Genomic DNA, 12950 nt, shown 5'->3' with positions numbered 1-12950 from the left:
CGGTGTGCCTCCCTGCCCTCTTCGACCCTCGCGGCCACTCACGCCCGAAAAGCCACGCCAGCGCCCTCACCCACTACCCTGCGTCACCGAAACCGACGCCGCTCGGAGTTTTCACTACGGTGAGGCTAAACCTCGCCGTCCGAGCAACGCGGTTCCGACACGCACACAGGTGGAGCCGCACGCGATGGCTTGTTCAAGATCACCGCTCATCCCCGCAGAGAGTTCCACGGCGCCGGGGTGGTCTTCAAGGAACTTTTCCCTGGCTGCCGCAAGGCGGGAGAAGGCCTCTCCGGCATCGGTACCCAGTGGGGCCACGGCCATCAGCCCGCGAAGCCGCAAATCACCCGACTGGGTGAGGTTTTCCGCCAGTGCGGGGAGTTCCGGCAGCGGGCAGCCGCCACGGGCGCGGGCGGTTTCCTCGTCGTCCAGGCTGACCTGGACGAGGACATCGAGAGGATGGTCACGTTCGCCGCGCTCCTTGGCGGCCCGGACGGCCTTCCCGAGCGCCTCGGCGAGCCGGATGGAGTCCACCGACTGCACCTCGTCGGCCCAGCGGACCACCGAGCGCGCCTTGTTCCGCTGGAGCCTGCCGACCATGTGCCAGCGCGCGCGGACGTCCGGGCGCATCGAGGACACCTCGGCGGCCTTCGCGCCCGCCTCCTGATCGCGGTTCTCCGCGAGATCGGTCACGCCGAGATCGGTCAGCAGGGCCGCGTCCACGGCGGGGAACGTCTTCGTCACGGCGAGTAGGCGGACTTCGGCGGGGTCTCGCCCGGCGGCCCGGCAACCCTCCCGGATCTGCTCGCGGACGAGCTCCAGCGACTCGGCCAGTTCGGCCTGGCGGTCGGTGCTCATCCGGCCTCGACCCAGGTGATCGCGGCGAGCCTGCCGGTGGTGCCGTCGCGGCGGAAGCTGAACAGCGTCCGGTCCTCGGCGGTGCAGCGCGGGTCGACGCCGATCTTGGCGATGCCCGCGTCGGTCAGCTGACGCCACAACCCCGCCCGCAGGTCCAGGCCGGGGTTGCCGTTGCGGCTCTTGCAGGCGCTGCCGGGCAGGTGCGCCTCGACGTCGTCGGCCATCGCCTTCGGCACCTCGTAGCACTCACCGCAGATCGCCGGGCCGAGCAGAGCCTCGACCCGGTCCGGTTCGGCGCCGGCGGACTTCATCGCGTCGAGCGCGGCCGGGACCACGCCCACCCTGGCGCCGACCCGGCCCGCGTGCACCGCGGCCACGACCCCGTTCTCGGGATCGCCGAGCAGCACCGGCACGCAGTCGGCGACCAGCGCCACCAGGGCGACGCCCTGGCGCGCGGTGACCAGCGCGTCGGTGGCCTCGGCCGGCGGGCCGCCCGGTTCGTCGACCACGGTCACCGTGCGGCCGTGCACCTGCTCCATCCACGCCAGGTCACCCTCGGCGAGGCCGAGTTCCGCGGCCAGGCGGCGGCGGTTGGCCGCCACCGCCGCTTCGTCGTCACCGACGTGGTCACCGAGGTTGAAGCTTTCGTACGGGGCCCGCGAGGCACCGCCCGCCCTGGTCGTGACGACCCTCCGAATACGCACCGGATCAGCCTAGCGGCGCATGAAGGGCGGAACGTCCACTTCGTCGTCGCTGGGGTCGTCGGTGACCGGCACGGCGCGACCGGGCAGGTTGCCCTGGGTGCTCTGCGCGGTGGTGCGCGGGGTCGGGTAACCCGGACGACTCGCGCCCGGCTGCGGCAGGCCGCCGGAGATCGAGCCGGTGCCGCCGCTGAAGCCACCGGTGAGCCGGTCGCCACCGGCGGCGGGCGGCTGCGACCGCTGCCCCGGCGACGGCACACCCTGCCGCGACGACGAAGCCGACGGCAGCGAGGACCCACCCGAGCCACCGACCTGGCCCGCTTCGGCGGACACGGTGGTGCTGCGCGAGCCGACCGCGGACGGGTCGAGCTTCTTGTGCGTGGGCGCGCCGGCGTCGAACCCGGCCGCGATCACGGTGATCCGGACCTCGTCGCCGAGCGAGTCGTCGATGATCGTGCCGAAGATGATGTTGGCGTCCGGGTGCGCGGACTCCTGGACCAGCGAGGCGGCCTCGTTGATCTCGAACAGGCCGAGGTCGGAGCCACCGGCGATGGACAGCAGGGCGCCGTGCGCCCCGTCCATCGACGCCTCGAGCAGCGGCGAGTTGATCGCCTTCTCGGCGGCCTGCACCGCGCGGCCTTCACCGCGAGCACTCCCTATTCCCATCAACGCGCTGCCCGCCCCGGACATCACGCTCTTGACGTCGGCGAAGTCCAGGTTGATCAGGCCGGGCGTGGTGATCAGGTCGGTGATGCCCTGCACACCGGAGAGCAGCACCTCGTCGGCCGAGCGGAAGGCGTCCATCAGCGAGACGCCGATGTCGCCGAGCTGGAGCAGCCGGTCGTTCGGGATGACGATCAGCGTGTCGCACTCGTTGCGCAGCGCCTGGATGCCGTCCTCGGCCTGCTTGCCGCGGCGCTTGCCCTCGAAGGAGAACGGCCGGGTGACCACGCCGATGGTCAGCGCGCCGAGCTTGCGGGCGATCTGCGCCACCACGGGCGCGCCACCGGTGCCGGTGCCACCGCCCTCGCCGGCGGTCACGAACACCATGTCGGCGCCCTTGATGACCTCTTCGATCTCTTCCCGGTGGTCCTCGGCGGCGCGCTGGCCGACCTCCGGGGCCGCCCCGGCGCCGAGGCCCCGGGTGAGTTCTCGGCCGATGTCGAGCTTGACGTCGGCATCGGACATGAGCAGCGCCTGCGCGTCGGTGTTCACCGCGATGAACTCGACACCCTTGAGGCCGACCTCGATCATCCGGTTCACGGCGTTGACGCCGCCGCCACCGATGCCGACGACCTTGATCACCGCGAGGTAGTTGTGCGGGGGCGTCATCGGGATCCGCCTTCCTGATCGTGACTGTGCGTGTTGCCCCGCCGGCGGTCGTCCCCTCGGACCTCCCCGCCCGAAACCCTTGACCTCTAGTCGAGGCTTAGAGTTATGTCAACTACCGACGTTGTCCAGCACGCTAGGGAGCCGCAGGCCAGGAATCCAGGAGCCACGCCGCACGGGGGGCGATCTCTTTGCCAGCAACGCCTTCGTGTGTGGAACGTGTCAAGCCGCCATGGAGATGGTCAGCAGGGGTGCCGACGTCGGTACCGGGGAGCCGCCGAGCGGCTCCACCGTGACGCCGATCTTGGCCACCCCGGCCAGGCCCTGTGCGGTGAGTACCGACCCCGGGGCCGTCCCGCCCGGCACCAGGCCCATCGAACGCACCTGGCCGTCGGCGTGCATCAGCCACACCTGGTACTCCTGGTCCGGCGTGCGGGCGGGCAGGTTCGAGGCCATGAACGCGGCCTTGTCCAGGCGCGGGGACATGACCACGGTGCCGTGACCGCCGGGATCGTGCACGGTCACCACATCGGGTGAGGCGAGCAGCTCCCCCATCGGCGCGTACTTGGCGCTCGCCTCGGCCGCCTGCTGCCGCGCGGCGTCCAGTTCGCCCTGCGTGCGCAGCGCGAGGCCGCCGAAGACCCCGCCGAGCGCCAGGCCGACCACCGCCGCGGCGGTGGCCAGGAAGACGACCCAGCGCGGCGCTCCCCCGCCACGCCGGGACCGGCCGCCCCGGCCGCCACCGGCCGACGGTGGTTCCTGGCGGGTGGCCCGGACCGAGGCCAGCACCTCGGCCTTCATCCCCGGCGGCGGGTCCTCGGCGACCGCGGCACCCAGGCGCGCGGCGGTCGCCTGCAGTTCACGCACCTCCTGCGCGCACGACGGGCATTCGGTCAGGTGCCTGCGGAAGCGTTCGCGTTCGACGTCGTCCAGCGCGTCGAGGGCGTAGGCCCCGGCCAGCGTGTGCATGTCCGGCGAGGTCATGCGGTCACCCCCAAGCAGTCCCGCAGCCGGATCAGCCCGTCGCGAAGCCGGGTTTTGACCGTCCCCTGCGGGGTGGACAGCACTTCGGCCACTTCGCGGTAGGTGTAGCCCTGGTAGTAGGCGAGCAGCACGGATTCGCGCTGCAGTTCGGTCAGGTGGCCGAGGCAGCGGCGCACCTGCTGGCGTTCCCAGCTCGCGGTGACCGATTCGGCCACCTCGTCGAACGGACGGCCCCTGCTCGCCTCGAAGGTGGCCTTGACCTCGCGTTCGGTGCTCGCGCGGGCGGAGCGCACGCGGTCCACCGCGCGGCGGTGCGCCAGGGTCAGCGCCCAGTTCAGCGCGCTGCCGCGGTCCGGTGAGTACCGCGGCGCGGTGCGCCACAGCTCGACCAGCACCTCCTGTGCCACCTCCTCGGACTGCGCGCCGTCGCGCACCACCCGGCGGACCAGGCCGAGGATGGGCCCGGCGAGCCGTTCGTAGACCTGCTCGAACGCGCGCTCGTCCCCCTTGGCCACGCGCACCAGCAGTTCCTCGGTGGTCGGGTCGTCTTCGGGGTGCGCGGGTACCGGCCGGAGCTGGTCACCGGGGCGACGCGGGGCCGTCTCATCCATTGAGTCCTCCGAGTCGGTCGGCGGGAGCCACCTCGGGCATCGGGGCGCGGCGCAACCACAGGCCTGCCCCGTGCCGCCGGATCAGCGCGGTCACGCGCTGGGGGACGAACGGCCGGACCAGCAGCATACGGACCAGGTCACCGGCACCGGCGGCGCGACGCACCCCGCGGAGGGTGGCGGAAAGCGGGATCGAGCCCGCCTGGTGGAGCACCACCGAGACGGACAGCAGCGAATCCGGCTCGGGCACGGACATGCGGTACTCGCCGTCGCCGGTCTGGAACGGCGAGACGAAGAACTCCTTCGCCGCGGTCGCGACACCCCGCGCGTCGGGGTGCAGCAGGTAGGCGTGCCGCCCGCGGTAGGTGTTGTGCACTTCGGCGACCACGCAGGCCGGCTCGCCGTCCGGGCGGTGGCACCAGTAGAGCGTGATCGGGTTGAACGCGTACCCCAGTACCCGCGCACTGGCCAGCATGACCACCCGGCCGCCGTCCAGGTCGATCCCGCGCGTGGCCAGCCACGCGTCCAGCTTCTCGCGGATGGTGCCCGGGGCGCCCGGCGTGAAGTGGTCCCGGCCGTCGAACCGGGCGAACGGCCGCAGCCAGGCAGGCAGCCGGGGTGGCTCGTCCACGTCGACCAGCCACAGGTACAGCCGGTGCGCGAAGGTCAGCGGCGGATCGATCCGTCGCACGTGCGCGACCGTGGCGTCGTACAGCGCGGCGGTCACCAGCGCACCCCCAGCGATTCGGCGGCGCGGGTCCCGGACGCGCAGCCGTCCTCGTGGAAGCCCCAGCCGTGGTAGGCGCCGGCGTAGGCGACGACCCCGTCGTTCAACTCGGGCAGGCGGCGTTGCGCGCGGACCGACTCCGGCGTGTAGATCGGGTGCTCGTAGGTCATCTTCGCGAGCACCTGGGCCTCCGGGATTCCCTTCGACGGGTTCAGGGTGACCACGTAGCCCTCCGGCTCGTCCAGGCGCATCAGCCGGTTCATGTCGTAGCTGACCTGCACCGCGCCGTGGTCGGCACCGCAGGCGGGCGCGGAGTGGTTCCAGGACGCGCGGGCACCCGGCGTGCGCGGCAGCACGCCCGGTCCGGTGTGCAGCCAGGCCTCGTTGCGCGAGTAGCCGAACGCGCCGAGCACGTCGCGTTCGGCGTCGGTCGGCTGGTCGAGCAGGCCGAGCGCCTGGTCGGCGTGGGTGGCTACGACCACCTTGTCCACCCGGTGCACGGTGTCGGCGTCGTCGCGCAGTTCGACCCCGGCGGTCGTGCGGCGCACCGAGCGGATCGGCGTGGACAGGTGGACCGCGGTCAGCTGCTTCACCGCGAGGTCGACGTATTCGCGGGAGCCCCCGGTCACCGTCCGCCAGGACGGCGAGCCGGACACCGAGAGCATGCCGTGGTTGCGCAGGAAGGCGAACAGGTACGGCGCCGGGTACCGCAGCGTGCCGGTGCGGTCGGCGGACCAGACGGTGGCCACCAGCGGCAGCAGGAAGTGGTCGACGAAGTACCGCGAATACCCGCCGATGGCGAGGAAGGCGCCGATGGTCACGTCCCCGGCGTCCGGCGAGCGCAGCACCCGCTCCGCGTGCCGGTGGAACCGCTTGACCTCGGCGAGCATCCGCAGGTACCGCGGATTGCGCAGGTTCCGCCGCTGGGCGAACAACCCGGGCAGGCCTTTCGCCCCGGCGTACTCGAGACCGCAGCCGTCGCAGCGGATGCTCATCGACATCTCGGTGGGCTGGGTCCGCACACCCAGCTCGCCGAACAGCTTCAGCAGGGTCGGGTAGGTGCGTTCGTTGTGCACGATGAACCCGGAGTCCACGCCGATCGTGCCACGGGCGCCGGCGACGTCGTGCGTGTGCGCGTGCCCGCCGAGTCGTTCGTCGGCCTCGAACAGCACTACGTCATAGCGGCGTTGCAGCAGGTAGGCGGCGGTCAGGCCGGCCACACCGCTGCCGATGACGCCGACTCGTTCTCCAGTGATCTGCACACCGGTCATTCGAGGCCGGGGCCCCGCTGGATTGGTACCAATCCACACCGGTGTCCCGTGCGAATACCCCACACACCGAGACCCGGCACGACCATCCGCCCGCTGGGCCATCCGGAGGGTTCCGGCTGTGGGATTCGCGGCGCGCAAGCGTTGCAGGAACACTACGTGGGAACTGTGCGTGGCCGGACGGACACGCTCGAGTCACGATGGGACGACGTGGTCGCGCTGATCGGCGAGGCCGTGGCGCGCCGGCCTTCGAGGAGAACCGCATGGGAGTGGACCAGATCATCGCCGGACGACCGGGTGAAGCCGGGGAGAGTGGCGTGCCCGCGACCCGCGAGCACGGATGAGTTTGCTGATCAGCGCCGCGGTGGCGCTCGGCGTGGCACTGGTGGCCGTCTGCGTCACCTTCGCGATCGCGCTGGCCAGGCGGCGGTACGACACGATCGACACCTTCTGGGGACTGGGGTTCGCGCTGGTCGCGGTGGCGGCCTTCCCGTTCGGCACCGGGGACCTGGGGCTGCGGCTGGTGGTCACCGGGCTGACCGTGGTCTGGGGGCTGCGCCTGTCGCTGCACCTGCACCTGCGCAACAGCAAGCGGCCGGAGGACCCGCGCTACGCCCGCATGGTCGAGCGCGCGGGTGCCCGGCCGGCGCCGCGGCTGTTCGTGCGGGTGTACCTGGTGCAGGCGCTGGTGCTGTGGTTCGTCTCGATGCCGGTGCTCGCCGCGCAGCACGGCACCGGCCTCGGCGTGATCGGCTGGCTCGGCGTGGCGGTCTGGCTGGCCGGGTTCGGCTTCGAAACGATCGGCGACGAGCAGCTGCGGCGGTTCCGGGCCGATCCGGCGAACCGCGGGCGCGTGCTGGACACCGGGCTGTGGCGCTACACCCGGCACCCCAACTACTTCGGCGACGCCTGCGTCTGGTGGGGGTTCTACCTGCTGGCGTGCTCGACGTGGGTGGGTGCGGCCACCGTGCTCTCGCCGGTGGCGATGACCTTCGCGCTGGCGAAGGGCACCGGGAAACCGTTGCTGGAGAAGGGACTCCACCGCACCCGCCCGGCTTACGCCTACTACGTCGAGCGCACCAGCGGGTTCTTCCCGCTGCCGCCGCGGCGCGCGGCTATTCGCCGGTCAGCCCGTCGGTGAGTTCACGCAGCAGGTCGAGGTGACCGGCGTGGCGGCCGGTCTCCTCGATCATGTGGATCAGCACCCAGCGCACGGTCACTTCCCGATCGCCGCGCAGGGGCGCGCGGTGGTCGAGTTCGAGTTTCGCGGCGATTTCGCGGCTCGCCTGGCATTCCGCTTCGTACGCGGTGATCAGCTCGGTTACCGGAACGTCGGCGGAGGCGGTGAACTCGGCGTCGGGGTCCTCTTTGAACCGTGCCCGCCACGGGTCTTCCTGGCCGCCGAGCACCACGGAAAACCAGTACGACTCGACGTAGGTCAGGTGCGCGACGAGCCCGGCGATCGTGGTGTGCGGGCTGGTGGGCACGTGCACCCGCCGCGCCTGTTCGTCGGTGAGCCCGCGGGCTTTGAGGGTGATCGCCTCGCGCAGGAAATCGAGGAAACCGTTCAGCTGTTCGCGTTCACCGGCGGCCATCGGCGGGTCGGAACGCTCGGGATCGGTGGGCATGCCCGGCATTCTGCACGGTGCAAGTGGAACAAGCTAAGGAATTGACCAGTGCTCGCCGGACGGCATCCACCAAGAGGTTGATGCGGGCGGCCGGGCCGCGAAGACATGCTCGAAGGGTACGGCCGAAGCGAAGGGGCTGACGATGCTGGGATACCGCCACCCACTCCCCACTGAGACTAGTCATCTCAGCGGCGGCCAGTTGGTTCACTGGCCCGGCTCGCTCCACACAAGACGGTGCGTTCCCCCACCGCCCGTCCTCCGGCCGGAAGGAGTTCCCGTGGGCGCGGTGACAGCCATGCTGGTGTACTCCGAGGACGACGCGAAGGTCGTGCTGCCCGGTCACCCGGTGCCCGACCGCGACGCCACGCGGGCGATGGCGCGCCGGCTCCAGCCGTACGGACGGCTCGAGGAAATCGGCGACGGCAACCTGCTGGAGAACGTGAATCCGCCCGAAGGCCACATGTACGTCGGCTGTTTCCCCGGCCTCACGGTGATCTGCGCGCCCGAGGCGGCGGTGGACCAGCCCTCGCAGTTGCCGCCGAACCTGCTCGAGCCCGCCGGGGACGCCACGGTCTACCTGCACGCCATGCACAGCGCGGTGGACTGGTTCGCCTACGCGATGTGGGAGCAGGGCACGCTGGTGCGCTCGCTCAGCCTGGCGCCGGAATACGGGATCCTCGAAGAGATCGGGGACGCGCTGATGTTCGAGAAGCCGTACTGGTCGGGTGATCGGCGCTCGATGTCGCCGAGCCCGTTCCCCTTCCACCCGCTCGATTTGGGCGAAGAGGCGTTGCGCGCGCTGCTCGGCATCACCTACGAAGGCAAGCCTTTCGACGGGGACCCGGACCTGAAGGAGATCACCCTGCTCGGCTTCCGCTACGACCCGCAATGAAGGTGGCTTTCCTCGCGTGACGCCGGTGGCCCGTTCCTCGGGAGGCACCGGCGGCGCCGGGAATGTGGGACTCGGGCTCCCGAACGCAGAACTCGCCTACCTCAACATGGAACTCGGCCGCCTGAGTGCGGGTTCGCCTTCCTGAACGCGGAACTCACCTGCCCGAGTGTGGAGTTCGGGTGCCTCAACGCGGGATTCGAGCTCCCGAACGCAGGACTCGCCTGTTTGAACGTGGAACTCGACTGCGCGAGTGTGGAGTTCGCCAGCTTGAACACAGGACCCGGCTACCCGAGTGTGGAACTCAGGCTCCTGAACGTGGGGTTCGGCTGCGCGAGTGTGGGGGTCGGGTGCCTCAACGTGGAACTCGGCTAACCGAGTGTGCAGTTCGCCAGCCGGAACGCCGGACTCGCCTGCCCGAGTGTGCGGTTCGCCAGCCTCAACGCGGGCTTCGGCTGCCTGAACGCGGGACTCGGGCTCCCGAACGCAGAACTCGCCTGCCTGAATGCGGAACTCGGGCTCCCGAACGTAGAACTCGGTGCCTGAACGTGGGGTTCGGCTGCGCGAGTGTGGGGTTCGGGTGTTTGAACGTGGGGTTCGGGGGTGCGAGTGTGGGGTTAGGAGACGGTGGGGAGTTCTGGGCTGGAGACGTCGTAGATCTTGCCCGGCTGGGTGAGGAGGGCGGCGAGGACTTTGGTCTTGCGGTCGATGGTGTCCGGCCGGGCGTCGCCCCAGCGGATCTGCCTGCCGTCGTTGAGGTCGAACCGGACGCTGCCGGGCGATTCCGCGCCCACCGAAGCGATCTGCGTACGCAGTTGCTGCGGCAGCGCGACCAGCACGGTGGTCGCCGCGCGGGTCGGCGGATCGTCCGGGCCGACGCGCGCGAGTTTCAGTTCCGGCAGACCGGCGGGCGCGACCGCGACCTTCTTGAACACGAAACCGGAATCGTCCACCAGGTGGATTTCCTCGCCCGTGTTGAAGAAGCCGATCGGCGTGCGTTCGGAAACCTCGATCTCGATGGTCGACGGCCACGACCGCGAAACGTCCGCGGTGGCCACGCCCGGCAGGGTGAGCACCCGGTCCCGGATCTCGTCGGTGTCCACGCGCAGCATCGCGCGCCTGTCCGGGACGTTGGCGACCGCGCGGATCTGGTCGGGCGAAAGGCTCGTCGCGCCCAGCACGTCCACCGTGCGCACCCCCAGCAGCGAGGTGAAGAACACCAGGTAGAACCCGGCGATCACGCTCACCACGGCGAGCAGCGCCACCCAGCGGCGCTGCATCGCCTTGCGCCTGCTCGGCCGGGTCCCGGTGCGCTGCCGCGCGCTGTCCGGACGGCGGCCGCGGCGGCTGGCCGAGGCGGAGCGCGCGGGACCGCGCTCCTCACCCGGCCCGCGCCGCTTCCGCTGCCTGGCTTCCCTGGCCGTGGTCACCGGTGTCAGCCCTGCTCGCTCCGGCTGTCCAGCTCGGCGAGGATCTCCGGACCGAGCTGCGTGACGTCACCGGCGCCCATGGTGACCACCAGGTCACCCGGCTTCGCCAGGTCGACCGCCAGGGTGACCACCTCGTCGAACGCGGTGACGTAGTGCACCGAGGCCGAGACCTGCTCGGCGATCAGCGCACCGGTCACACCCGGCTCCGGCTCCTCGCGGGCGCCGTACACGTCGAGCACCACCACCTCGTCCGCCAGGCTCAGCGCCTGGGCGAACTCGGTGGAGAAGGCCTTGGTCCGCGAGTACAGGTGCGGCTGGAACAACACGATCACCCGGCCCGTGCCCGCCGCGTGGCGCACCGCGCGCAGCTGCGCGTCGACCTCGGTCGGGTGGTGGGCGTAGTCGTCGTAGACCCGCACGTCGCCGGAGCGGCCCTTGAACTCGAACCGCCGCCGGACCCCGCCGAACGCGGCCAGCCCTTCGGCCAGCTCCTCCACCGGCGCGCCCAGCTCCATCCCGGCGAGCAGCGCGGCCACCGCGTTGAGCGCCATGTGCTCACCCGGCACGGCGACCAGCACGTCCAGTTCCTTGTCGCCGATGGCGACCCGGACGACCCCGCCCTCGGGACCCGGCCGGTAGTCGAGCACCTTCGCGTCCTCCGCACCGGTGGCCGTGCGGCCGTAGCGCCGCACCCGCACACCGTCGGCCTCGGCCTTGTCCGCCAGCTCGGCGGCGGGCGCGTCGTCACCGCAGACGATCAGCAGCCCGCCCGGCTCCAGCCGCCGGACGAACTGGGAGAACACCTCGACGTAGGCCTCGGCCGTGCCGTGGTGGTCGAGGTGGTCGGGCTCGACGTTGGTGACCACCGCGACCGACGGCGAGTAGGCCAGGAACGAGCCGTCGCTCTCGTCGGCCTCGGCGACGAAGATGCCGCCGGTGCCGTGGTGCGCGTTCGACCCGGATTCGTTCAGGTCACCGCCGATGGCGAACGACGGGTCCAGCCGGCAGTGCTGCAGGGCCACGGTCAGCATCGAGGTGGTCGAGGTCTTGCCGTGGGTACCGGCGATGCAGGCCACCCGGTGCCCGGCCATCAGCCCGGCCAGCGCCTCGGCCCGGTGCAGCACCGGGATGCCGCGCTCGCGGGCCGCGGCGAACTCGGGGTTGCTGTCCTTGATCGCGGTGGACACCACCACCGCGCTCGGCCCGCCGTCGAAGGCGTCGAGGTTGGCCGCCGCCTGCCCGACCGCGATCTTCGCGCCCTGCGCGCGCAGGCCGGGGAAGGCGCGGGAGTCCTTCGCGTCCGAACCGGACACTTCGGCACCCCGCGCCAGCAGGATGCGGGCGATGCCGCTCATCCCGGCGCCGCCGATGCCGATCAGGTGCGCTCGCCGCAGCACCTCGGGGAGTTCCGTCATTTCGCCGCCGCCTCCAGCACGATCCGGGCCAGCACCTCGTCGGCCTCGCGGTGACCGAGGCCCACCGCCGCCGCACTCATCTTCGCCACCCTGGCCGCGTCGGCGACCAGCGGCACCACCAGTTCGGCCACCTTGCCCGGGGTCAGGTCCGCGTCGTCCACCAGCAGCGCCGCACCGGCGTCCACCGCGGGCTTGGCGTTGAGCCCCTGCTCGCCGTTGCCGTGCGGCAGCGGCACGAAGACCGCGGGCAGGCCCACCGCGGACACCTCGGCCGCGGTCATCGCGCCGGAGCGGCAGAGCACCGCGTCGGCGGCCGCGTAGGCCAGGTCCATCCGCTCCAGGTACGGCACCGGCACGTAGGCGGGCTTGTCCGGGAACTCCTGCACCACCAGGGTGTTCTTCGGGCCGTGGGCGTGCAGCACGCCGACGCCGGCGTCCGCGAAGTCCTTGGCGGCACCGGAGACCGCGGCGTTGATCGAGGCGGCCCCCTGGGAACCGCCGAACACCAGCAGCGTCGGCGCGTCCGGGTCCAGCCCGAAGTGCTTGCGCGCCTCGGCCCGCAGCGCGGCGCGGTCGAGCGTGGTGATCGAGCGGCGCAACGGGATGCCGATGACCTCGGCGTTGGCCAGCGGCGTGCCCGGCACGGCGACCGCGACCCGCGCGGCGAACCGCGCGCCGACCTTGTTGGCCAGCCCGGCGGTCTTGTTCGCCTCGTGCACCACGATCGGCACCCGGCCGCGGGCGGCGAGGTAGGCGGGCAGCGCGACGTAACCGCCGAAGCCGACCACCACGTCCGCGCCGACGCGTTCGAGCACCTCACGGGTCTTCTTGACCGAGTCACGCACCCGCAGCGGCAGCCGGATCAGCTCCGGCGTCGGCTTGCGCGGCATCGGCACCGGCGGGATCAGCTCCAGCTGGTAGCCCCGCTCCGGCACCAGCTTGGTCTCCAGGCCGCGCGCGGTGCCGAGCGCGATCACCTTCGCGTCGGGTCGCAGGCGCATGACCGCGTCCGCGAGCGCGAGCGCCGGCTCGATGTGGCCCGCGGTGCCGCCGCCTGCCACGACCACCGTCGGCGCCGCCTGCTCGACGTCCTTGCTGCCTCTGTCCGCTCCCACT

General features: G+C 71.6%; 13 protein-coding genes. 2 read left to right on the top strand and 11 right to left on the bottom strand.

Annotation, left to right across the window (positions count from 1 at the left end; genetic code table 11):
- Positions 1-114: 114 nt before the first annotated feature.
- The 7 genes from L3Q67_RS22695 to L3Q67_RS22665 form a co-directional block, all read right to left on the bottom strand.
- Complete coding sequence (locus tag L3Q67_RS22695) at positions 115-855, bottom strand: YggS family pyridoxal phosphate enzyme (RefSeq protein WP_499191369.1); 741 nt, start codon at positions 853-855, stop codon at positions 115-117.
- The gene (gene pgeF, locus L3Q67_RS22690; RefSeq protein WP_499191368.1) at positions 852-1559 is read right to left on the bottom strand and encodes a purine nucleoside phosphorylase YfiH/LACC1 family protein; all 708 of its coding nucleotides are present in this window, start codon (positions 1557-1559) and stop codon (positions 852-854) included. Before pgeF ends, L3Q67_RS22695 begins: the two co-directional genes overlap by 4 nt.
- 9 nt (positions 1560-1568) lie before the next feature.
- A complete protein-coding gene (gene ftsZ / locus L3Q67_RS22685) occupies positions 1569-2888 on the bottom strand; it encodes a cell division protein FtsZ (protein ID WP_499191367.1) in 1320 nt (439 codons plus the stop codon).
- A gap of 219 nt (positions 2889-3107) precedes the next feature.
- Positions 3108-3869 (bottom strand): anti-sigma factor, encoded by a 762-nt coding sequence (locus tag L3Q67_RS22680; protein WP_499191366.1) that lies wholly within the window; start codon positions 3867-3869, stop codon positions 3108-3110.
- A complete protein-coding gene (sigK, locus tag L3Q67_RS22675) occupies positions 3866-4480 on the bottom strand; it encodes a sigma-70 family RNA polymerase sigma factor (protein ID WP_499191365.1) in 615 nt (204 codons plus the stop codon). Before sigK ends, L3Q67_RS22680 begins: the two co-directional genes overlap by 4 nt.
- A complete protein-coding gene (locus L3Q67_RS22670; RefSeq protein WP_499191619.1) occupies positions 4473-5207 on the bottom strand; it encodes a DUF1365 domain-containing protein in 735 nt (244 codons plus the stop codon). Before L3Q67_RS22670 ends, sigK begins: the two co-directional genes overlap by 8 nt.
- Positions 5201-6466 carry an NAD(P)/FAD-dependent oxidoreductase gene (locus tag L3Q67_RS22665; protein ID WP_499191364.1) on the bottom strand — a complete coding sequence of 422 codons (1266 nt, stop codon included), beginning with the start codon at positions 6464-6466 and terminating at the stop codon, positions 5201-5203. The genes L3Q67_RS22670 and L3Q67_RS22665 overlap by 7 nt, the downstream gene beginning before the upstream one ends.
- Before the next feature lie 346 nt (positions 6467-6812).
- Here L3Q67_RS22665 and L3Q67_RS22660 point away from each other — a divergent pair, with 346 nt between their 5' ends.
- The gene (locus L3Q67_RS22660) at positions 6813-7613 is read left to right on the top strand and encodes a DUF1295 domain-containing protein (protein ID WP_499191363.1); all 801 of its coding nucleotides are present in this window, start codon (positions 6813-6815) and stop codon (positions 7611-7613) included.
- Here L3Q67_RS22660 and L3Q67_RS22655 read toward each other — a convergent pair.
- Positions 7588-8100, bottom strand: a complete 513-nt coding sequence (locus tag L3Q67_RS22655) for a DinB family protein (protein WP_499191362.1) — start codon at positions 8098-8100, stop codon at positions 7588-7590. The two genes, L3Q67_RS22660 and L3Q67_RS22655, sit on opposite strands and share 26 nt — an antisense overlap.
- 277 nt (positions 8101-8377) lie before the next feature.
- On the opposite strand from L3Q67_RS22655, the gene L3Q67_RS22650 reads away from it, so the two are divergent.
- Positions 8378-8992: a DUF6928 family protein gene (locus L3Q67_RS22650; RefSeq protein WP_499191361.1), complete on the top strand. Its 615-nt coding sequence runs from the start codon at positions 8378-8380 to the stop codon at positions 8990-8992.
- Positions 8993-9606: 614 nt separating this feature from the next.
- On the opposite strand, the gene L3Q67_RS22645 is transcribed toward L3Q67_RS22650, so the two are convergent.
- The 3 genes from L3Q67_RS22645 to murG are packed head-to-tail and all read right to left on the bottom strand — an operon-like array spanning position 9607 to position 12949.
- The gene (locus L3Q67_RS22645; RefSeq protein WP_499191360.1) at positions 9607-10419 is read right to left on the bottom strand and encodes a cell division protein FtsQ/DivIB; all 813 of its coding nucleotides are present in this window, start codon (positions 10417-10419) and stop codon (positions 9607-9609) included.
- Positions 10420-10424: 5 nt separating this feature from the next.
- Entirely contained in the window at positions 10425-11834 is a 1410-nt protein-coding gene (gene murC / locus L3Q67_RS22640; RefSeq protein WP_499191359.1) for a UDP-N-acetylmuramate--L-alanine ligase, read from the bottom strand.
- Positions 11831-12949, bottom strand: a complete 1119-nt coding sequence (murG, locus tag L3Q67_RS22635) for a UDP-N-acetylglucosamine--N-acetylmuramyl-(pentapeptide) pyrophosphoryl-undecaprenol N-acetylglucosamine transferase (RefSeq protein ID WP_499191358.1) — start codon at positions 12947-12949, stop codon at positions 11831-11833. Before murG ends, murC begins: the two co-directional genes overlap by 4 nt.
- Position 12950 lies beyond the last annotated feature (1 nt).

It is taken from the genome of Saccharothrix sp. AJ9571 (assembly GCF_021725495.1).
Taxonomy (GTDB): Bacteria; Actinomycetota; Actinomycetes; order Mycobacteriales; family Pseudonocardiaceae; genus Amycolatopsis; species Amycolatopsis magusensis.
Note: the sequence above shows the minus strand (reverse complement) of the source record. Positions and strands in the feature narration are given on the sequence as shown.

Excerpts from the sequence above, each read along its gene's own strand:
- murC (WP_499191359.1), bottom strand. The coding sequence starts at position 11,834 with ATGACGGAACTCCCCGAGGTGCTGCGGCGAGCGCACCTGATCGGCATC.
- ftsZ (WP_499191367.1), bottom strand. The coding sequence starts at position 2,888 with ATGACGCCCCCGCACAACTACCTCGCGGTGATCAAGGTCGTCGGCATC.
- L3Q67_RS22680 (WP_499191366.1), bottom strand. The coding sequence starts at position 3,869 with ATGACCTCGCCGGACATGCACACGCTGGCCGGGGCCTACGCCCTCGAC.
- sigK (WP_499191365.1), bottom strand. The coding sequence starts at position 4,480 with ATGGATGAGACGGCCCCGCGTCGCCCCGGTGACCAGCTCCGGCCGGTA.
- L3Q67_RS22655 (WP_499191362.1), bottom strand. The coding sequence starts at position 8,100 with ATGCCCACCGATCCCGAGCGTTCCGACCCGCCGATGGCCGCCGGTGAA.
- L3Q67_RS22695 (WP_499191369.1), bottom strand. The coding sequence starts at position 855 with ATGAGCACCGACCGCCAGGCCGAACTGGCCGAGTCGCTGGAGCTCGTC.
- L3Q67_RS22660 (WP_499191363.1), top strand. The coding sequence starts at position 6,813 with ATGAGTTTGCTGATCAGCGCCGCGGTGGCGCTCGGCGTGGCACTGGTG.